The 19,325-nt window shown below is 60.1% G+C and carries 17 protein-coding genes; 14 read left to right on the top strand and 3 right to left on the bottom strand.

What is annotated here, in order from left to right:
* The first annotated feature begins 36 nt into the window (after nucleotides 1–36).
* The 3 genes from EGM97_RS06310 to EGM97_RS06300 all read left to right on the top strand — a co-directional run bounded on the left by EGM97_RS06310 (nucleotide 37) and on the right by EGM97_RS06300 (nucleotide 1,691).
* The gene (locus tag EGM97_RS06310) at nucleotides 37–594 is read left to right on the top strand and encodes a Smr/MutS family protein (protein WP_053149863.1); all 558 of its coding nucleotides are present in this window, start codon (nucleotides 37–39) and stop codon (nucleotides 592–594) included.
* Nucleotides 595–671: 77 nt separating this feature from the next.
* On the top strand, nucleotides 672–1,217 hold the full coding sequence (gene folE / locus EGM97_RS06305; RefSeq protein ID WP_011333202.1) for a GTP cyclohydrolase I FolE: 546 nt from the start codon (nucleotides 672–674) through the stop codon (nucleotides 1,215–1,217).
* Between the two features lie 102 nt (nucleotides 1,218–1,319).
* Entirely contained in the window at nucleotides 1,320–1,691 is a 372-nt protein-coding gene (locus tag EGM97_RS06300; RefSeq protein WP_238965489.1) for a glutathione S-transferase N-terminal domain-containing protein, read from the top strand.
* A gap of 127 nt (nucleotides 1,692–1,818) precedes the next feature.
* Here EGM97_RS06300 and EGM97_RS06295 read toward each other — a convergent pair whose 3' ends face one another.
* Nucleotides 1,819–2,985, bottom strand: coding sequence for an aminotransferase-like domain-containing protein (locus EGM97_RS06295; protein ID WP_238965490.1), 1,167 nt, complete (start codon nucleotides 2,983–2,985; stop codon nucleotides 1,819–1,821).
* Nucleotides 2,986–3,066: 81 nt separating this feature from the next.
* Here EGM97_RS06295 and EGM97_RS06290 point away from each other — a divergent pair, with 81 nt between their 5' ends.
* The 5 genes from EGM97_RS06290 (at nucleotide 3,067) to EGM97_RS06270 (ending at nucleotide 11,437) form a co-directional block, all read left to right on the top strand.
* On the top strand, nucleotides 3,067–3,498 hold the full coding sequence (locus EGM97_RS06290) for a MarR family winged helix-turn-helix transcriptional regulator (protein WP_238965491.1): 432 nt from the start codon (nucleotides 3,067–3,069) through the stop codon (nucleotides 3,496–3,498).
* 336 nt (nucleotides 3,499–3,834) lie between these two features.
* Nucleotides 3,835–5,184 (top strand): NCS2 family permease, encoded by a 1,350-nt coding sequence (locus EGM97_RS06285; protein ID WP_238965492.1) that lies wholly within the window; start codon nucleotides 3,835–3,837, stop codon nucleotides 5,182–5,184.
* Nucleotides 5,185–5,248: 64 nt separating this feature from the next.
* Entirely contained in the window at nucleotides 5,249–5,878 is a 630-nt protein-coding gene (locus EGM97_RS06280) for a LysE family translocator (protein WP_238965493.1), read from the top strand.
* 92 nt (nucleotides 5,879–5,970) lie between these two features.
* Complete coding sequence (locus EGM97_RS06275) at nucleotides 5,971–9,687, top strand: calcium-binding protein (RefSeq protein ID WP_238965494.1); 3,717 nt, start codon at nucleotides 5,971–5,973, stop codon at nucleotides 9,685–9,687.
* A gap of 331 nt (nucleotides 9,688–10,018) precedes the next feature.
* Entirely contained in the window at nucleotides 10,019–11,437 is a 1,419-nt protein-coding gene (locus tag EGM97_RS06270) for a hypothetical protein (RefSeq protein WP_238965495.1), read from the top strand.
* A gap of 96 nt (nucleotides 11,438–11,533) precedes the next feature.
* Here the strand turns inward: EGM97_RS06270 and uraH are convergent, their stop codons facing one another.
* Nucleotides 11,534–11,887, bottom strand: a complete 354-nt coding sequence (gene uraH / locus EGM97_RS06265) for a hydroxyisourate hydrolase (RefSeq protein ID WP_238965496.1) — start codon at nucleotides 11,885–11,887, stop codon at nucleotides 11,534–11,536.
* A 384-nt stretch (nucleotides 11,888–12,271) separates the two neighbouring features.
* Between uraH and puuE the strand changes: the two genes are divergently transcribed.
* From puuE to EGM97_RS06235, 6 genes are all read left to right on the top strand, one after another.
* The gene (gene puuE, locus EGM97_RS06260) at nucleotides 12,272–13,213 is read left to right on the top strand and encodes an allantoinase PuuE (RefSeq protein ID WP_238965497.1); all 942 of its coding nucleotides are present in this window, start codon (nucleotides 12,272–12,274) and stop codon (nucleotides 13,211–13,213) included.
* Nucleotides 13,210–13,725: a 2-oxo-4-hydroxy-4-carboxy-5-ureidoimidazoline decarboxylase gene (gene uraD, locus EGM97_RS06255; protein WP_238965498.1), complete on the top strand. Its 516-nt coding sequence runs from the start codon at nucleotides 13,210–13,212 to the stop codon at nucleotides 13,723–13,725. Before puuE ends, uraD begins: the two co-directional genes overlap by 4 nt.
* 69 nt (nucleotides 13,726–13,794) lie before the next feature.
* Complete coding sequence (alc, locus tag EGM97_RS06250; RefSeq protein ID WP_238965499.1) at nucleotides 13,795–14,790, top strand: allantoicase; 996 nt, start codon at nucleotides 13,795–13,797, stop codon at nucleotides 14,788–14,790.
* Nucleotides 14,791–14,910: 120 nt separating this feature from the next.
* A complete protein-coding gene (locus EGM97_RS06245; RefSeq protein ID WP_238965500.1) occupies nucleotides 14,911–15,414 on the top strand; it encodes an ureidoglycolate lyase in 504 nt (167 codons plus the stop codon).
* A gap of 51 nt (nucleotides 15,415–15,465) precedes the next feature.
* Nucleotides 15,466–16,764 carry a urate hydroxylase PuuD gene (locus tag EGM97_RS06240; protein WP_238965501.1) on the top strand — a complete coding sequence of 433 codons (1,299 nt, stop codon included), beginning with the start codon at nucleotides 15,466–15,468 and terminating at the stop codon, nucleotides 16,762–16,764.
* A 389-nt stretch (nucleotides 16,765–17,153) separates the two neighbouring features.
* Nucleotides 17,154–17,939 carry an outer membrane protein OmpK gene (locus tag EGM97_RS06235; protein ID WP_238965502.1) on the top strand — a complete coding sequence of 262 codons (786 nt, stop codon included), beginning with the start codon at nucleotides 17,154–17,156 and terminating at the stop codon, nucleotides 17,937–17,939.
* A 190-nt stretch (nucleotides 17,940–18,129) separates the two neighbouring features.
* Here EGM97_RS06235 and EGM97_RS06230 read toward each other — a convergent pair whose 3' ends face one another.
* Nucleotides 18,130–19,290, bottom strand: coding sequence for a patatin-like phospholipase family protein (locus EGM97_RS06230; RefSeq protein WP_238965503.1), 1,161 nt, complete (start codon nucleotides 19,288–19,290; stop codon nucleotides 18,130–18,132).
* Nucleotides 19,291–19,325 lie beyond the last annotated feature (35 nt).

Genomic DNA, 19,325 nt, shown 5'->3' with positions numbered 1-19,325 from the left:
ACTTGGGTAAACTGGTCGGCCTTCGCGGAGGCTGACATGCAAGACGACGACTTTTCCCTGTTCAAAAGTGCGATCCAGGGCGTAAAACCGATCAAACACGATCGTGCCGAAACCGGCAAACCCAAGGCAGATCGTGCTCAGATCGCCAAGCTGCGCCAGGCCGCTACCGTGCGCGCCGATGCCACCACCGTGGATGGCTTGTCCGATCAATTCGTGATCGACGTGGGTCCCGAAGACGAGTTGATGTGGGCCCGCGACGGCGTCCAGGAAAGCCAGATGCGCAAGCTCAAGGTCGGGCAGATCCCGTTTGAAGGCAGCCTGGATTTGCACGGCATGACCGTGGAAAAAGCCCGGGAAACCCTCTGGGCCTTCCTGGCCGAAGCGACGAAATTCGAAATCCGCTGCGTGCGCGTCACCCACGGCAAGGCCGTACGGCTGGACGGCAAGCGACCGATGATCAAAAGCCACGTCAACACCTGGCTGCGCCAGCATCCGCAAGTACTGGGCTTCACCTCCTGCCAGGCGAAACACGGCGGCGCCGGGGCGGTGTATGTGATGCTCAAGCGCACCATGATGGAAGGTCGCGACGAGTAGCCCGTGATTACCGAGCTTGCAGCGCCGTGTCCGCCACCGTACCCTTGCCCTTTGCGTAAAATCCCACAGGTAGTTTCATGTCTCTGGAACAGAATTACACCGCGATTCTCGGCCAACTGGGCGAGGACGTCTCCCGCGAGGGCCTGCTCGACACGCCCAAGCGCGCTGCCAAGGCCATGCAGTACCTCTGCCGTGGTTATCAACAGACCCTCGAAGAGGTCACCAACGGCGCCTTGTTCAGCTCCGACAACAGCGAAATGGTGCTGGTCAAGGACATCGAGCTGTACTCGCTGTGCGAGCATCACCTGCTGCCTTTCATCGGCAAGGCCCACGTTGCCTACATTCCGAGCGGCAAGGTGCTGGGGCTGTCGAAGGTGGCGCGAATCGTCGACATGTACGCCCGTCGCTTGCAGATCCAGGAAAACCTCAGCCGCCAGATCGCCGACGCGGTCCAGCAGGTGACCGGTGCCCTGGGTGTGGCGGTGGTGATCGAGGCCAAGCACATGTGCATGATGATGCGCGGTGTGGAGAAGCAGAACTCCTCGATGATCACTTCGGTGATGCTGGGCGAGTTCCGGGAAAACGCCGCGACCCGCAGCGAATTCCTCAGCCTCATCAAGTAACCCGTCTTACGAAGAAAACCGGCATCGATCGCCGGTTTTTTTTCGCCTGTGAAAATCAGGTAAGCTGCGCGCCCTCTTCTTCCGTGCCGCGAGGCTTGTACCGTGATCGTCAAAGCGCTTCGAGTTGGCCTGGGCCAGCTGATTATCTTTCTGGATTTCATCACCCGCCCGAGCAAAAAACAGCGTCCGGCCGATGTCCAGGCACAGGTCGACCAGGCCGCGCGTGGCCTGACGCTGTATCAGTTCCATGCCTGCCCGTTCTGTGTGAAGACCCGCCGCACCCTGCGCCGCCTCAACGTGCCGGTGGCCCTGCGCGATGCGAAAAACAATGAGCAGGACCGCCAGACGCTGCTGGAACAAGGTGGCCGGCTCAAGGTGCCGTGCCTGCGCATCGAAGAAGATGGCAAGACCACCTGGATGTATGAGTCCAAGGTGATCATTGATTATCTGGATAAGCGGTTTTCGGCGGTCTGATGGTTTTTTGTTGGCTGGTCCGGCCTCATCGCGAGCAGGCTCGCTCCCACAGAGCGTGGCGTTGATCGCAGGTCCCTTGTGGGAGCGAGCCTGCTCGCGATGAGGCCAGCCCAGTCACTACAGATATTCAGGCAGCTTGCGCAGCCATCGCCTCCCGCACCACCCCCGCCAACCGCTGGAGCCCTTCGTCCAGCCGCGCCGGGTCAATGTGACTGAAATTCAACCGCAGATGCCCAGGGTGCTTGTCCGGCTCGGGGAAGAACGGTTCGCCCGGCATGAACGCCACGTCGGCAGCCAGCGCGGCGCCGAGCAAGGTGCGGGTGTCCAAGGGTCGTTTGAGGGTCAGCCAGAAAAACAGCCCGCCCTGGGGCACGTTCCAGTCCGCGATGTCGGCAAAATGGGTCTGCAGCCCCGCCTGGAACCGGTCGCGACGATCCCGGTAGAAGTCCCTCAACTCACTGAGATGGCTGTGATACCGCCCGGTGCCGATCCATTGCAGTGCCTGCCATTGGCCGACTCGGTTGGTGTGCAGGTCCGCCGATTGCTTGAGCCGCAGCAAATGCGGGAACAGGTCCGGGCTGGCGATCAGATAGCCGACCCGCAACCCCGGTAACAAGGTTTTCGAGACGGTGCCGGTGTAAATCCAACTGGCCTTTTTCAAGCGACTGACAATCGGCGTGGCGCTACCGCCGTCGAACGTCAGCTCGCGGTAAGGTTCGTCCTCGATCAAGGTCACGCCGAACTCATCCAGTAGCGCCGCCACCGCATCGCGCTTGGCTTCGCTGTAGCGCACCGCCGACGGATTCTGGAAGGTAGGAATCAGATAGATGAAGGCCGGTCGGTGCTGCTCCAGCCGGGCTCGCAGTTGCTGCAGGTCGGGGCCATCGGCCTCCAGCGGCACCGTGATGCAAGCAGCCCCGAACAGCTGGAAAATCTGCAGCGCCGCCAGGTAGGTCGGCGCTTCCAGCATGATTTCGGTGCCGACATCGATGTGCAGTTTTGCCGCCAGGTCGAGGGTCTGCTGGGAGCCGCTGACCACCAGCACCTGGCTCGCCTCACAGGCCACGCCCAACGCTCGCGCCTGCGCTGCCAGGGCTTCGCGCAAGGCCGGCTCGCCTTCGCTCATGCCGTATTGGCCCATGGACAGCGGCATGGCTTCCCACTCCACTTTCGGGAGCATGGCTTCTGCCGGCAGGCCTCCGGCAAACGACATCACTTCCGGCCGCTGCGCCGCCGCGAGGATTTCTCGAATCAAAGAGCTTTTGAGGCGCGAGACACGTTCGGAAAAAGCCATGGGACCACCTGTAGCAAGGCATTGGGAAAATGAGTCAAACTTATTGACCGAAATTACTCCGACCTTCCTGGATACGTCAACATGATTGACCTTAAAAACCCATCCTCCCAACAAATGGCGATGGAAGCGTTTTTCTTCGGCTACCAGGCATTCACCGCCAAAGCCGACGAAATGCTCGAACGTCGCGGGTTGAGTCGAGTGCATCAGCGGATCGTGTTCTTCATCGCCCGTTACCCGTCGCTCAGCGTGAAAGAACTGCTGGCCCTGCTCGGCGTGAGCAAGCAGGCGCTGAACATGCCGCTGCGGCAGTTGATGGAGATGCACTTGGTGGACAGCGTCGCGTCCGAAACCGATAAGCGTAAGCGACTGCTGGCACTGACCGCCGAGGGTGAGCGGTTCGAACAGGCGTTGCGTCGGGAGCAGGTGAAATTGCTGGAGCGGGTATTTGCCGAGGCTGGGGAAGAGGCGGTGAATGGGTGGCTGGCGGTGAACCTGGGGTTGGGGAAGGCTTAGTTCAGAGGTTGCCTGGGCTGGCGCTATCGCGAGCAGGCTCGCTCCCACAGTGGACCGTGGTGCTGACGGATGTGTGCTCGGCGACGCTATCCCTGTGGGAGCGAGCCTGCTCGCGATGAGTGCCTCAAGAGCGATATATCCCTATCGCCCAACATTTCGTCCACAAAACCAAAAACATTATTTGCTTTATTTGTATACAAAAGCATAATTCGCCTCGTGCGAGTTTCTGACCACGAGGTCAACACTTCGCCAGCCTTACCTGCCTCAAAGCGCTGCAGCCACCCTCAGGGGGCGTGGCGCTGGAAATAACAATAAAACTCTTGAGGAGTATTCGCTGTGGAAAGCCGCAAACCCGAAGCCCGAACGCTGGATCTCTCGCCGCCATCAAGCAGTGGCTGGCTGGAACGCCTCTTCAAACTCAGCTTGCATGGCACCACGGTGAAGACCGAGCTGATTGCCGGCCTGACAACCTTCATCACCATGGCCTACATCATTTTCGTCAACCCCAACATCATGGCCGACGCCGGCATCGACCATGGCGCCGCGTTCGTCGCCACTTGCATCGCCGCCGCCCTGGGTTGCCTGTTGATGGGCCTGTACGCCAACTGGCCGGTGGGCCTGGCGCCAGGCATGGGCCTGAATGCGTTTTTCACCTACACCGTAGTCGGCACCATGGGCTACAACTGGGAAACCGCCCTGGGCGCGGTGTTCGTTTCCGGTGTGCTGTTCATGGTCCTGACGTTGTCACGGATCCGGGAATGGCTGCTCAACAGCATTCCGGTCAGCCTGCGGTTCGCCATGGGCGCCGGGGTCGGGTTGTTCCTCGGCTTGATCGGTCTGAAGACCGCCGGAATCATCGTCGACAGTCCGGCCACGTTGATCAAACTCGGCTCGCTGCGTGAACCCGGCCCGCTGCTGGCCGCCGTGTGCTTCCTGATGATCGCGGTGCTCAGCTACCACCGCGTGTTCGGTGCGATCCTGATCAGCATCATCGCCGTGACCCTGGCGGGTTGGGGCCTGGGGCTGGTGCAATACAACGGCGTCATGTCGACACCGCCCAGCCTGGCGCCGACCTGGATGGCAATGGACGTGGCGGGTGTATTCAACGTCAGCATGATCAGCGTGGTGCTGGCCTTCCTGTTCGTCCACATGTTCGACACTGCCGGCACCTTGATGGGCGTCGCCCAGCGCGCCGGCCTGGTGAAGGCCGACGGTCGGATCGAGAATCTGTCTCGCGCCTTGAAGGCCGACAGTGCTTCCAGTGTCTTTGGCGCCATGGTCGGCGTGCCGCCGGTGACCAGTTACGTGGAAAGCGCCGCCGGCGTTGCCGCTGGTGGCCGGACGGGACTTACCGCGGTGACCGTCGGCGTGCTATTTATTGCCGCCATGTTCTTCGCGCCACTGGCCGGGATGATTCCTGCCTATGCCACCGCCGGAGCCTTGATCTATGTCGCCATGCTGATGATGGGCGGTATGGCCCACATCGAATGGGACGAACCGACCGACAGCATTCCGGCCATCGTCACCGCCATCATGATGCCTCTGACCTTTTCGGTCGCTGACGGCATCGCGCTGGGTTTCATTACCTATGTGGTGCTCAAGGCCTGCACCGGCAAACACAAGGACATCTCTGTCAGCCTATGGGCGCTCTGCGCGATTTTCATCGCCAAGTTCGTCTTCCTGTAGGCGATGCATCGATCCACCCGCCTCGCCCCTTCGGGCGGGGCTTTTGTACATCAGGAGTAAAACAATGAATCTGGAAACCTGGTTGTTGTTCAGCGGGGCAGCCCTGGTGGTGATCCTCATTCCCGGCCCGCTGTCGTTGTTGATGATCGGCAACAGCCTGAACTACGGCCTGCGCCGCTCGTACCCGGCGTTCCTGGGCGGCGTGTTCGCCTCGATCTGCCTGTTGAGCGCTTCCGCGCTGGGGCTCGGTGCGCTGCTGCTGGCCTCGGAAAAGTTGTTCAGTGCCTTGAAGATCGTCGGCGCGCTGTACCTGTTTTACCTGGCCTGGCAGAGCTGGCAGCAATCGCGCCAACCCTCCCGGGGCGCCGAAGTGCCCCAGGCTGCTACCGTCCCACGATTTCGCGCACTGTTCGGTCGGGCGTTCGTGCTCGGCGCCAGCAACCCCAAGGACATCCTCTTCTTCGCCGCGTTCCTGCCACAGTTCCTGAGCGCCGAGCAGCCGTTCCTGCCGCAACTGCTGGTGATGATAGCCACCTGGACCGTCCTCGACCTGCTCTGCAAGCTGGCCTACGGCCTCGGTGCCCACGGCGCGGCGCGGTATCTGCGCACGGGCAAGGGCCAGAGTTGGTTCAATCGCATCAGCGCGGGATTATTCGGAGGCGCGGGGGCGCTGTCCTTGATGTCCACTCACTGAGCGCAAAATGCGGCAACAACCCATTCCTATACTCTCCTCAGGAAAATCCCTTACATAGAGCCCTCAATCATCGTTGAACAAGGACGTTCACCATGGCCAAGGCTCTCCAGCCCAGCTCCCTTCCCGACAAGCCTACCGTCGTCATTTCGGACATGGGCTTACACGCAAACGAACACACCGTCGAGACACTCCACTTCAACGCTGTGGATAACGTAACGCTTTCGTCGGAACACCTGCACAGGCGGGCCCAACTTGAAGTCGTCGATCGACTTTATGGCCCGCTGCACATCGGTTCCGTAACGGTGACCCGCTCAGCCCTCGATGCACTGGGAGCAACGGCTGATGGGCAGCCTCTGAACGGGGACAATACGTTTTTCCGCATTGCCAATCGTTTCTTCGTGGACGCTTTGCAATTCAGCGCGCCTGCTATCGAAACCCGCCTGAGACTGACCACCGACACAGACGACTATCGGCTGCCGACGTTGCTGTTCGAAATAGCGAGTCAGCGCCTACGCGCCGCGCTCCCATTGTTGAGGGAGAATGCTGAAACAGTGACGGCGCCCTCCAGCTATCGTTCCCCGCTGGAAAAGCTCTTGAAAGCCGCCCAGAAGCTGGATTTCCAGGCATTTACGCAGCAGCCACTGCGTTGGATGAGCAAAACCAGGAGCAATGTCCTCATTCCCACGGGTTTGGGGCTCCAGGCCTTCGGTATCTACAGCGGCCTGCGGGGCCTGCAAGATGCCATTCGCAACAAGGATGCCTACCAGACCGTTTTCAATGGCAGCAGCGTGGCCGCCGAAGTGGCGTCGATCGGTGTCGAAGCCGCCGTGACCCGACAAGCCACCCAGATGATCAAGGCCGGTCAGCGTTCCCTCGGTGATTTCACTAAAACGACCTTCGCCACGAAACTGGCCCGTGGAAGCGGCTTGATTGCCAGCGTCCTGACACTGCCTTTCGACATCGTCGCCGCTGTCGACGCTTTCAAGGCCGCCGCCAACGCTACCGGGAAAGAGGCGATCGATCATTATGTCAGCGCCGCGTTGAGCGTCACCAGCGCCGCCATGACTGTCACCATCGGTCTGGCGGCACTGGCGGGGTTCGGCTCAGCCGGTCCCATGGGTCTTGCCGCGGGGCTCATCCTGGTAGTTGGGTCGCAAGTCTGGGGGGCGATTCGTCAAGTCGATGAAATCGACGACTATATAGACCTCACCGTACAGGAGCGCCTGCGCACGGGCTGGTTTGCCTTCTGGACGATCAGTCCTGATCGGGATATCCAGGATCGCTACACCATCGCCAAGGCCACCGCCGGGCATTCGAAGCTGCTCCAGGCCAGCGCCCTGAACTTGCTCAAGGGTCCGCTGAAGGACAGCACGGAGGCCATCGTAAACGGCAAATTCACCGTGGAACTCGAACCGGTGACCTACAACACCTGGAATTGGTGGACGGGCGAGGGATACCAGGCGACGACGGTACGTCCCAGGATCAAGGACAACGACGACCGGATCGATGCACGCCGCGGTGTGACGGCCGAAACGCCGGGTGCTGTGGTTGTATCGTCAGCTGAACACAAGGGTATCCACTGGTATATCGGCGGTGGCGACGACACGGTGCTCGGTGCCGAAGACAAACCCAATGTCTTCCATTACGGAGCAGGCGTAAAACAACTCACCGGCGGCACCAGGGATGACGTCTTCATCTTCGAGGGGGCCACCGAAACCCTCCATGAAACCCACAGCCGCCTTGTCGGCGGCTTGGGCAATGACACTCTCGTTTTATCGGGCCGTGCCAGCGACCGTGAGAAACCGCGATCGGGCTACGAGGTCGACCTGGACGCCGGGCACGTGTCGTTCATCACTCCCACCAGTCCTGACACCGAGAGCGGTCACGCTCGCCACGCTGAGCTTGAAAGCATCGAAAATGTAGAGATCCCTGAAGGCGGCGCGAATGTCATCAGGGGTACCGCTGACGTAAACATCATCAAATCCCGTGGCAATGATTCCATCGAGGCCGGTGCGGGCGATGACCGGATATTCATTCTCGGTGGAAATAACCGTGATGCCGACGGCGGTCCTGGTGACGATGCCTATGCCATCGCTCATAAGCCGGGCTGTGTCTTCATCACCGAAGACGGCGCGGGCCACAGCACCATTGCGCTGGACTGGAGGGCCGACCTGATTGAAAGCTGGAGAATCGAATCAGGCAACCTGGTGATCCGGTCATGCTTCGACGCCAATGATTGGCAATTTCGCACCGTCATCATCAGGAACGTCTATGAAGACACTGAGTATCCAAGGGGCCTGCAAAACGATCGGCTGATGTTCATGACCAAGGATGGCTACCATCTGGTCCCGGACTTGCCCGAGATGATCGAGCATGGTGGCCCGCTCGACATTGAAACTGTCATGGTGCAGCCAGGCACCCCCGGAAACCCGGCCATTTTGAACGCTGATGGGGAGCAACAGATCGCCCACGACAAGGATTCGAGCTTTTTCGTTTCACGTTTCATTGAGCTCACGACGCTCAAGGTCAAACAAAAAAGCCGGTTTTCCACAACGCTCCATCTGGACTATATGCACGCGGAGCTGACACGCGTCGAAGCCCACTACAGCGCGCATATCACACAAAACGATGAAGGGGACATCGTCAGATATGGCGAATGTGGCCTGACGCTTCACTTTGGAAACAGGCAGGTCGTCCTGAAGAACCTGGCGAGTTCCGATGAACGTTACAGCGCACGGAAGGTGGAGGTGAACCGACGGGCGTTTTCCGCCTTGAGTTCACATCACACGTTTATTCTTGTCATGAAAGATGGCGCGTCCTATCGCCTGGTCCAACCCTCACCCGACTATAGCCTGCTGCTGGATAAGCCTTTCACGGATAAAGCGCCGATGGCGTGGAAAACAGAAGCGTCACTGTCAGCCCTGGCCCCAACCAAAAAGCAATACACCTGGCTGCCCCCCCTGGACAAACAGCCCTATCACCTGCGCAATCGGGCAACCTGCGCCATGCTCACCACCCCCGCGCTACAGACGGGCATCGAAGTCCTGATTGGCGAAGGCTCCACGTACCTCGTCCACCTGAGCCCGAACATGACGCTACGCCTGTCCACGCCAGGTGCGCTGGCCGGCGCAAAACCACGGTTGGCCCAGGCCTCCACCTGGGAGCTCGACGCCACTGGCCTCGGTCAAGTGGAGATAGAACTGTCCGGCAACCTGCTGCGGATTGGCACAACGGTCATTCATCTTGCCATTCCTGAAGAGCATGATCTTGTCGACCAAATAAGAGTCATCACCGCGCAGGGCGTCGTTCATGCGGTCGAAAGCCTGTTCGGCCGGGTTTATGTGGAAGCGCTCGATGGTCGGTATTTGTCCCCTCTTACCGATCCTGGCGCAGCATTGACCGGTGAACTGTCGAGCCTGACATCCAGACGACTCAAGGTTTATCACATGGCGGTCAAGGATGGGTCTGCCGGCACGTTGAGCTACGACCTTGAAACCCGCAAGTGGATATTCGATACCGGTGAGCCCCGCGTCATTGAAGTGGCGAACCTGAGGAAGACAAACCTGTGCGACCACCATCTCAAGGTCTATCGGGACCTGGTCCGGGAAGGCCTCGATCGAACGCCTCCGATGGATGATGACGCACTGCGTTCATTGCGGGCGAAATGCGTGGAATTGATGGAGAGCTTCACGCTGGGACATTCGGCGGTGTTCGCTCGCAGATTGGTACTGAGTGCGCTCCTTGGCATCAGACTCTCCCGATTGAGTTGGCCTCTCTCACTGGGTGGCGCGTCGCGCCAACATACCTAGCCGTCCCAGCACTCCCGAAGCTTCTTTCAGGCGCCCTATACATATGTAGTGCACCCGCCTGTTCGTTTTCCCGGACCATCTTCAAGCCCTTGGCCTGTCAGCCGACAGGCCTCACGGCTACGTGAATCAATCATCTTTCCAAATTCAAGAGCAGACATTTTCAATGAGTCCAAGACGAAATACCCGTCCCAATATCCCGACCTCGTCCCCTGAAAGCCCCCACCCCAGCCGCGATACAACCCAGGAAGCCATGGTCAGGATTCCCATGAGGGGAGAAGGAACAGAACCGCCCCTCCTCTCACCGACCGGGCGACCGCCGGAGTCCCCCGAATTGCCGCCTCCAACCATCCACATCGCCGAAATCGCATCACAAACAGCCCTCGGCGATACCACGCTCTCGATACCGCTGGACCGCTATTACCTCTCACCCGAACTGGTCCCCATGTTATCGGATCCAGACCCAACCTCCGGCATCCGGACATTCAGGACCCGTACTTATGTCGAGCTTGCAGAGGGCGGAACGGTGCTCCTGGGACGCGACGCCGAACAGAATTTCAGAGCCCGATTAAGCACCGAACTCGTCGCCTCCGGACCGCGCCTGGAGCAGGTGCAAGGCAGCCTCCTCTGGCGCCTGATTCCGCAACGCGACGTGACGCACGGCAGTGACCTCAACCCCGTCATGCTCCACAGGCTGTCGGATGATGAGTCTGCGGAAGCGGTCGCGCCCAAGCGTGCGCGTGCGACCACTTCACAAAACGAAGCAGCGACACAAAGTACCTCGGCATTCACGAAGCAATGGGGAATCGACCCACGGTTCACGGTGCGGGAGTACATCACTCTAGGCAATGTCCACTACAAAGTGCTGACCCGCATTGATGCACGCCAGTACCCTGGCGCGTACATTCAATCGCCCATGCATCCCGCCTATGATTTTGACTTGCTGGAGGCCATCCTCAGGCACACGCCCGACGAGCAACCCAGAAGCGTGACCCGCGTTCCGCCGGACAATCACTGGGAAATCGACACCAGGCTCCCTTTCGAAAAGCCGCTGACGACTTACGTCAGGGAGGATTTTCCAGAGGTCACCACCGTCACCCTGGAAAATATTGCAAGAAGGCAATTCGAACTTGCCAATGCCTCGCCCTTCGCCGACGCGGCAGGTTTGAACGCGCTCCAGCAGATGATCGACAGTCGGAACAACGCAACCCCATCACCGCATCCGCAATGGACCGATCCGTTACTGATGCTTCCGATTCTTCCCACCTCTTCGTCGTCCAGAGGCACTGCCCGCGCGATAGCCCTGCCCGCTCCCTCCGCCACCGGAACGCTGGATCGGCTGGACTTCGATCCCCTGCGGTTCCAGCGCCACTGGCTTTATTTCCTCACGACCTATTCACCGGTGGACTTCAAGCGCTTTATGGCCGGACTCCTGGCCCGCAACGGTTATACCGTCATGGAACCCAGTTCTTTCAGTAGTTTTCCGGCCTTGGTATTCCAACGAGCGGGGCATGACTATGTATTTTTCATGAGCTTGCACCGCACCAGAATCCCGAAGATCTCCCTGCCGTCCTATACGGATCCCAATACCGCCGGCATCCTCCTGGAAAACCAGTTGGGTGAAGCCGCTGCGAAAGTGGTCAGGGACGCCCACGCTGCCAACAAGATCGTCTGGCTCAAGGGCGGTTCGGAAATCCATCCAGGCATTGCGGACACTGTGTTCATCATCCGGGATGACAACGCCAGGCTGTAATTACACCGCTCAAAAAAAAGCCCGCAGTGTGAGCGGGCAAAAACCAAAGAAGCTCTATGCGCAGTCGCTTCCAGGGCAAGGCAGCTGCTTGGGGGATCAGCTGCCTCGATAGGTTGAATAAGCGTAGGGCGAAATCAGCAAGGGCACGTGGTAATGGTCCTGCTCGGCCGAGATACCGAAGCGCAGCACCACCACATCCAGGAACGCCGGCTCGGACAGCTGGACGCCACGGGCGCGGTAGTAATCCCCGGCATGAAACTGGATCTGATAGACACCGGATCGGTAATCCTCGCCTTGCAACAACGGCGCATCGCAACGGCCATCGTCATTGGTCAGCGCGCTGGCGACCCATTGCAATTGCGAACCTTCCACGCGATACAACTCGACCTTGATCGAGCTACCCGGGCAACCGTGTGCGGCATCCAAAACGTGAGTGGTCAAACGTCCCATTGATTGCGCGCGCCTCCTGATCGATTAAAAAGACAAGCCGCACCGTTTCGGAGCATGAGACGGGACGGCGATGGTTGAATTAAGACACTTCCAGAGAAAATTGTACACAATAAAAAACCGATATCTGCCCTGCACCGCTTTCCCCCGTCCCTGCATCCCAATCCGCGGTCAAACCAATGGATACAATGACTTTCCTCCGGCTAACTGACCAAACGGGCAGATTTCTTGCAGTGCAGATGAACCCGGTGCCTGGGTGAAAAAGGCAAAAAATCAGGCTTACAAAGCGCGCATAAAGTTGTATACAATCACCCCATCGTCGTGACGCCAGCCCGAACCTCATCATCAGGCGTCACCTACATGGTTCGAACAAGAAGGAAGACTGCAGTGAGCGCTGACTACCCACGCGACCTGATCGGTTACGGCAATAACCCTCCCCATCCCCACTGGCCGGGCAACGCCCGCATTGCCCTGTCCTTCGTGCTCAACTACGAAGAAGGTGGCGAGCGGAATATCCTGCACGGTGACAAGGAGTCCGAAGCCTTTCTCTCGGAGATGGTCGCGGCGCAACCGCTGCAGGGCGAACGCAACATGAGCATGGAATCGCTGTATGAGTATGGCAGCCGTGCCGGGGTCTGGCGGATCCTCAAGCTGTTCAAGGAGTTCGACATTCCGCTGACCATCTTCGCCGTGGCCATGGCCGCCCAGCGCCATCCGGACGTGATCCGCGCCATGGTCGCCGCCGGTCATGAAATCTGCAGCCATGGTTACCGCTGGATCGATTACCAGTACATGGATGAAGCCCAGGAACGCGAGCACATGCTCGAAGCGATCCGCATCCTCACCGAAATCACCGGCGAACGCCCGCTGGGCTGGTACACCGGTCGCACCGGCCCCAACACCCGCCGGCTGGTCATGGAAGAAGGCGGTTTTCTCTATGACAGCGACACCTACGATGACGACCTGCCCTACTGGGAACCCAACACACCCACCGGCAAGCCGCACCTGGTGATCCCCTATACGCTGGACACCAACGACATGCGCTTCACCCAGGTGCAGGGCTTCAACAAAGGGGACGACTTCTTCCAATACCTCAAGGACGCCTTCGACATCCTGTATGCCGAAGGCGCCGAAGCCCCGAAGATGCTTTCCATCGGACTGCATTGCCGCCTGATTGGCCGCCCGGCCCGCCTCGCCTCCCTCAAGCGTTTCCTTGAGTATGTAAAGGGTCATGAGCAGGTGTGGTTCAGCCGTCGCGTGGACATTGCCCGCCACTGGCAGCAGGTCCATCCGCATCCTGGCGCTTCCAGGACGGAGGGGACGAAATGACTGCGTTCCAGACCCTCAAGCCTTCCACGTTGAGCCGTGAAGCCTTCATCCAGGCCTTCGCCGACATCTACGAGCACTCGCCATGGGTGGCCGAAAAAGCTTTCGACCTGGGTCAGGACCCATCGATCGACGAGATCGAAACCCTGCACCAGCGTATGAGCGATATCCTGCTGAGCGCCGATCATGCCAGCCAACTGGCCCTGATCAACGCTCACCCGGACCTGGCCGGCAAAGCCGCTGTCCAGGGCCAACTGACCGAAGCCAGCACGAACGAACAGGCAGGCGCCGGTATTCACCAGTGCACGCCCGAAGAGTTCCAGCGCTTCACCGAGCTGAACGACGCCTACAAAGCCAAGTTCAGGTTTCCCTTCATCATGGCGGTAAAAGGCAGCAACCGGCATCAGATCCTCGCGGCGTTCGAAACGCGCATCCACAACCCGGTGGACACCGAGTTCCAGTGCGCGCTGGCGGAGATCAACAAGATCGCGTTGTTCCGACTACTGACCCTATAGCGAGCCGCCCTGTTGATCCAGGGCCAGGCAAGCATCCCCAGCCAACTTATCAAAAGGCAGACAAGAAGAATGAAAGCTTACGCCGTACCTTTCGAGAAATTCGTCAACCTGGCCGACGCCCGCCTGGGCACCAAAATCATCTCGGTCACCGATGACTGGTTCGCCGACGCCAACCGTCTGTTCCAGCCCACCCCCGCCGTCTGGAAAGAGGGCGTATTCGACGACAACGGCAAGTGGATGGATGGCTGGGAATCGCGTCGCAAGCGCTTCGAAGGCTACGACAGCGCCGTGATCCGCCTGGGCGTGCCGGGCTCGATCAAGGGCGTGGACATCGACACCTCGTTCTTCACCGGCAACTACCCACCGTCTGCCTCCCTGGAAGCCTGCTTCCTGGCGGAAGGCGAGCCGGACGAGAACACCCAGTGGACCGAAGTGCTTGCAGCCGTGGAGTTGCAAGGCGACAGCCACCACTACCATGAAATCGCCAACGACCAGGCTTTCAGCCATCTGCGTTTCAACATCTATCCCGACGGCGGCGTTGCGCGTCTGCGTGTGTATGGCATTCCCTACCGCGACTGGTCGGCCGTGGGCGATAACGAGCAGGTCGACCTGGCCGCCGCCCTCAACGGCGGGCGTGCCCTGGCGTGTTCCGACGAGCATTTCGGCCGCATGAGCAACATTCTCAACCCGGGCCGTGGCGTGAACATGGGCGATGGCTGGGAGACCGCCCGCCGCCGCACCCCCGGCAACGACTGGGTCATCGTCGCCCTGGGCCATGCCGGCATCGTCGAGAAAGTCATCGTCGACACCCTGCACTTCAAGGGCAACTATCCGGACAGCTGCTCGATCCAGGGCGCGTTCGTGAAAGGCGGTACCGACAGCCAGATCGAAACCCAATCGCTGTTCTGGCGTGAGCTGCTGCCCAGCCAGAAGCTGGAAATGCACGCCGAACACACCTTCGCCGAGCAGATCAAGGCCCTGGGCCCGATCACCCACATCCGTTTGAATGTGTTCCCGGATGGTGGCGTGAGTCGCCTGCGGGTCCTGGGCAAGGTCGCGAAGTAAGGGTGAACCCAAATCGCGAGCAGGCTCGCTCCCACATTTGACCGCGTTCCACTGTGGGAGCGAGCCTGCTCGCGATAGCAATCGAACCAACAACACAGAATTTGGATTAAGAAGACCAGCATGCGCACACTCAAGATCGAACCCTTGACCAAAGAAGCCTTCGCCCCGTTCGGTGACGTGATCGAAACCGACGGCAGCGATCACTTCATGATCAACAACGGTTCGACCATGCGCTTCCATCGCCTGGCGACGGTTGAGACCGCGACGCCGGACGACAAGGCGATCATCAGCATCTTCCGCGCCGATGCGCTGGAAATGCCGCTGACCGTACGCATGCTGGAGCGCCATCCGCTGGGCAGCCAGGCTTTCATTCCGCTGCTCGGCAACCCCTTTCTGATCGTGGTCGCGCCACTTGGCGATGCACCTGTATCAGGCTTGGTCCGCGCCTTCGTCACCAACGGCAGGCAGGGCATCAATTACCATCGCGGCGTCTGGCACCACCCGGTGCTGACGATCGAAAAGCGGGATGACTTCCTGGTGGTTGATCGCAGTGGCACAGGCAATAACTGCGATGAGCATTTCTTCATAGAGGATGAGTGTTTGATCCTCGATCCCCACCAATAAGAGAAGGTCCGATCACGCGAGAACAAGCGTGACGGGCGAGAGGTAAACACTGTGGAAGCACATATGCTGGAATGGCTGAACCTGAGCGTGCGCTGGGTTCACATGATCACTGGCGTGGCCTGGATCGGCGCGTCGTTCTACTTCGTCTGGCTGGAAAACAACCTCAATCGCGTCAACCCCAGGAGCGGCCTGGCCGGCGACTTGTGGGCCATCCACGGTGGCGGTATCTACCACCTGGAAAAATACAAGCTTGCGCCACCGTCCATGCCGGAGAACCTGCACTGGTTCAAGTGGGAAGCCTACTTCACGTGGATGTCGGGCATCGTGCTGCTGTGCCTGGTGTTCTACTGGAACCCGACCGTCTACCTGCTGGCCCCCGGCAGCGGCCTGAGCGGCGCCGAGGGGGTCGCCCTGGGACTCGGCTCGTTGCTTGTCGGCTGGTTCGTCTATTCCTTCCTCTGCGACTCGGTGCTGGGCAAATACCCTGCCCTGCTCGGCCTGATCCTGTTCGTGCTGTTGATTGCTGCCGCCTTCGGGTTCAGCAAGGTGTTCAGCGGTCGCGGAGCCTACCTGCATGTCGGGGCGGTCATCGGGACGATCATGGTCGGCAACGTGTTTCGCATCATCATGCCGGCGCAGCGCGCCCTGGTGGCCGCCATCGCCGAGAACCGCACCCCGGACCCGGCATTGCCGGCCAAAGGTCTGCTGCGCTCGCGCCACAACAACTACTTCACCCTGCCGGTGCTGTTCATCATGATCAGCAACCACTTCCCGAGCACCTACGGCAGTCAATACAACTGGTTGATCCTGGCCGGGATTGCGGTGGCGGCGGTGCTGGTGCGTCACTACTTCAATACGCGCCACGACAGCAACCGGTTTGCCTGGACCCTGCCGGTTGGCGCCCTGGCGATGATTTGCCTGGCTTACGTCACAGGCCCCAAGGCACCGCCCACTGCACCGGACGTGGCCAAGGCACCGGGCGTCATCGAGTACCAACCGTTGCCGGAAACCGCCGTGGGTGGAGGTGCCAAGCCTGAACCCGCAGCAACCGCCCCTGCTGCTCCAACCCAGGCCTCCAACGCCCAGGGCCCGTCGTTCGAGAAAGTCCATAGCGTGATCCAGGAACGTTGCTCGGTCTGTCACTCGGCCAAGCCCACCAGCCCGTTGTTCAGCACAGCGCCCGGCGGGGTGATGTTCGATACGCCGCAGCAGATCCAGCAACAGGCCGCCCGCATCCAGGCCCAGGCCGTGACCACCCAGATCATGCCCCTGGGCAATATCACCCAGATGACCCAACAGGAACGCGACCTGATCGGTGCGTGGATCAGCCAGGGCGCACGGACCAACTAAGCACTGGCAATCACCCGTTATACCGCTGACAGGCAACCGGCACATCGCCGGTCGCCCGTCAGCGACCGCCTGCGCCTCGACAATAACAACAAGAGGAATGCAACCGATGACCCAGCCCCGCCCTCACGCTTCGGATTCGCCGCAGACACGCCGCCCGGAGGCACTTGAGCCCTTCGGTGCAAGCCCGTATCCTGCGCGGCCGCTCGAATCCGGCCAATTCCAATAACGTCCAACGCCTGATCCTGCCGACAGTCATGACTGGCTTCGGCTCAATCCTGCCAGCCCCTGCCACGAGCAGAAAGCTGACCGAACGGATGTTTTATCCGTGGCAAAAGGCGCCACACCAGAGCGCTGATTTAAAAAAACCACCGACCTTGGGAGCAAACCGAATGAAACGTACGTGCACCAGCCTGATATTTGCAGGTTCCTTGCTGGCCGGCGGCCAGGCCATGGCCGACGATCTGCTGCAGTGGCAGAACAACAGCCTGACCTACCTGTACGGCAAGGATTTCCAGATCAACCCGCGCATCCAGCAGACCGTGACCTTCGAACACGCCGACGCCTGGAAATACGGCGACAATTTCTTCTTCCTCGACCGGATCTTTTACAACGGCCAAAAGGACAGCAACTCCGGGCCGAACACGTACTACGGCGAGTTCAGCCCGCGCCTGTCGTTCGGCAAGATCTTCGATCAGAAGCTGGAGGCGGGTCCGATCAAGGATGTGCTGCTGGCCATGACCTATGAGTTTGGCGAAGGTGACAACGAGTCCTACCTGATCGGCCCTGGCTTCGACCTGTCGATCCCCGGCTTCGACTACTTCCAGTTGAATTTCTACAACCGTCAGACCGAAGGCTCCCGCCCCGGCGACGACGTCTGGCAGATCACACCCGTCTGGGCCTATACCCTGCCGGTGGGTTCCTCCGACATCCTGATCGACGGTTTCATCGACTGGGTGGTGGATAACGATACCAACGCCAGAGGCACCTACCACGCCAACCTGCACATCGTCCCGCAGGTCAAATATGACCTGGGCAAGGCGCTGAAACTGGGTGCCAAGCAACTCTATGTGGGTGTGGAGTACGACTACTGGAAGAACAAATACGCGATCGAAGACACCGACAGCTTCAAGACCAATCAGAGCACTACCAGCTTTTTGCTGAAGTACCATTTCTGACGGATCCACAACAGTCCATGTGGGAGCTTGCTTGCGATAGCGGCGGGTCAGCTTGCATAGCAGTTGAATGTGCCACCGTCATCGCGAGCAGGCTCGCTCCCACATGGGCTTTGTGTTGCTTCAGATTCAATGCCCACCCTGAATCCCTATGGGAGCGAGCCTGCTCGCAATAGCGGCGGGCCTGCTGGCATCAGCTACCAGCCAACCCCAAAAACCGAACCAACTCCTCCCGCTGGGCCAGCGCATCCTGCCGGCCCAACTCGATCAACTCGCTGCAATACCCCGCCTCGAACAACAGATAACTCAACACCCCCGCGCCGCTGGTCTTGGTCGCGCCCGGCCCCCGCAGGAAGACCCGCAATGCGCGGGGCAGCTCCTGGCGATGGCGGGCGGCGATTTCATCGATCGGCTGGCTGGGCGAAATCACCAGCACGTCCACCGGTGCGGCACCCAGAGCATGGGGCGACACGTTATCAGGCAGCAGATGACTAAACCCGTTCAGACGCTGGAGCAACTCGATGTCGCTTTCCAGGCTGTCGATGAACGTACTGTTGAGCATATGCCCGCCGATCTGCGCCAGCGTCGGTTGCTGGCCGGTGTAACTGCGTTCCACCGGCGGCTGCGCGCCTGGGCCACGGGGGTTGCCGCTCACGCCGATAACCAGCACCCGGTTCGCCCCCAGGTGCAACGCCGGGCTGATGGGCGCCGATTGGCGCACCGCGCCGTCGCCAAAATACTCCTGGCCAATCTTGACCGGCGCAAACAGCAAGGGGATGGCCGAACTGGCCAGCAGGTGCTCGACCGACAACAAGGCCGGTACGCCCACCCGTCGGTGTCGCAGCCAGGCCTCGATGGTGCCACGGCCCTGATAGAAGGTCATGGCATGGCCGGACTCGTAACCGAACGCCGTCACCGCCACGGCGCGCAGTTGCTGCTCGGCGATGGCTTGCTCGATTCCTGACGCGTGAAATTGGGCCTGAAGCAATTCACGCAGCGGCGAACTGTCGATCAGCGCCACTGGCAGCTTGGCGCCCAGGCCCAGCAGGCTGTGGGTGATGAAACGCGTTGCCTGGACGATCACGCCACGCCAGTCACTGCGCATGACCTGATGACTGCGCACCGCCTGCCAGAACGCAGTCAGGCGTTCGATCGCCATCTTGAAATCCATCGCCCCGCTCGCCAGGCTGACGGCGTTGATCGCCCCGGCCGAGGTGCCGACAATCACCGGGAATGGATTTTGCGCGCCGTCCGGCAACAATTCGGCAATGGCCGCCAAGACACCTACCTGATACGCCGCCCGAGCCCCGCCGCCGGAAAGAATCAATCCTGTCACCGGTTCAGCTGGGGTCATCGCAACGCTCCGTGCTCATGGATATGGACTACAGG

This window comes from Pseudomonas sp. AF32 (assembly GCF_022342325.2).
Classification (GTDB): domain Bacteria; phylum Pseudomonadota; class Gammaproteobacteria; order Pseudomonadales; family Pseudomonadaceae; genus Aquipseudomonas; species Aquipseudomonas uvaldensis.
This window is presented reverse-complemented; position numbering and strand designations above follow the sequence as displayed.

Bases quoted from the DNA above. Each gene is read 5' to 3' on its own strand.
- EGM97_RS06275 (WP_238965494.1), top strand. From the start codon at position 5,971: ATGGCCAAGGCTCTCCAGCCCAGCTCCCTTCCCGACAAGCCTACCGTC.
- EGM97_RS06310 (WP_053149863.1), top strand. From the start codon at position 37: ATGCAAGACGACGACTTTTCCCTGTTCAAAAGTGCGATCCAGGGCGTA.
- EGM97_RS06235 (WP_238965502.1), top strand. From the start codon at position 17,154: ATGAAACGTACGTGCACCAGCCTGATATTTGCAGGTTCCTTGCTGGCC.
- EGM97_RS06280 (WP_238965493.1), top strand. From the start codon at position 5,249: ATGAATCTGGAAACCTGGTTGTTGTTCAGCGGGGCAGCCCTGGTGGTG.
- EGM97_RS06230 (WP_238965503.1), bottom strand. From the start codon at position 19,290: ATGACCCCAGCTGAACCGGTGACAGGATTGATTCTTTCCGGCGGCGGG.
- folE (WP_011333202.1), top strand. From the start codon at position 672: ATGTCTCTGGAACAGAATTACACCGCGATTCTCGGCCAACTGGGCGAG.
- uraD (WP_238965498.1), top strand. From the start codon at position 13,210: ATGACTGCGTTCCAGACCCTCAAGCCTTCCACGTTGAGCCGTGAAGCC.
- uraH (WP_238965496.1), bottom strand. From the start codon at position 11,887: ATGGGACGTTTGACCACTCACGTTTTGGATGCCGCACACGGTTGCCCG.
- EGM97_RS06245 (WP_238965500.1), top strand. From the start codon at position 14,911: ATGCGCACACTCAAGATCGAACCCTTGACCAAAGAAGCCTTCGCCCCG.
- EGM97_RS06295 (WP_238965490.1), bottom strand. From the start codon at position 2,985: ATGGCTTTTTCCGAACGTGTCTCGCGCCTCAAAAGCTCTTTGATTCGA.
- alc (WP_238965499.1), top strand. From the start codon at position 13,795: ATGAAAGCTTACGCCGTACCTTTCGAGAAATTCGTCAACCTGGCCGAC.
- EGM97_RS06290 (WP_238965491.1), top strand. From the start codon at position 3,067: ATGATTGACCTTAAAAACCCATCCTCCCAACAAATGGCGATGGAAGCG.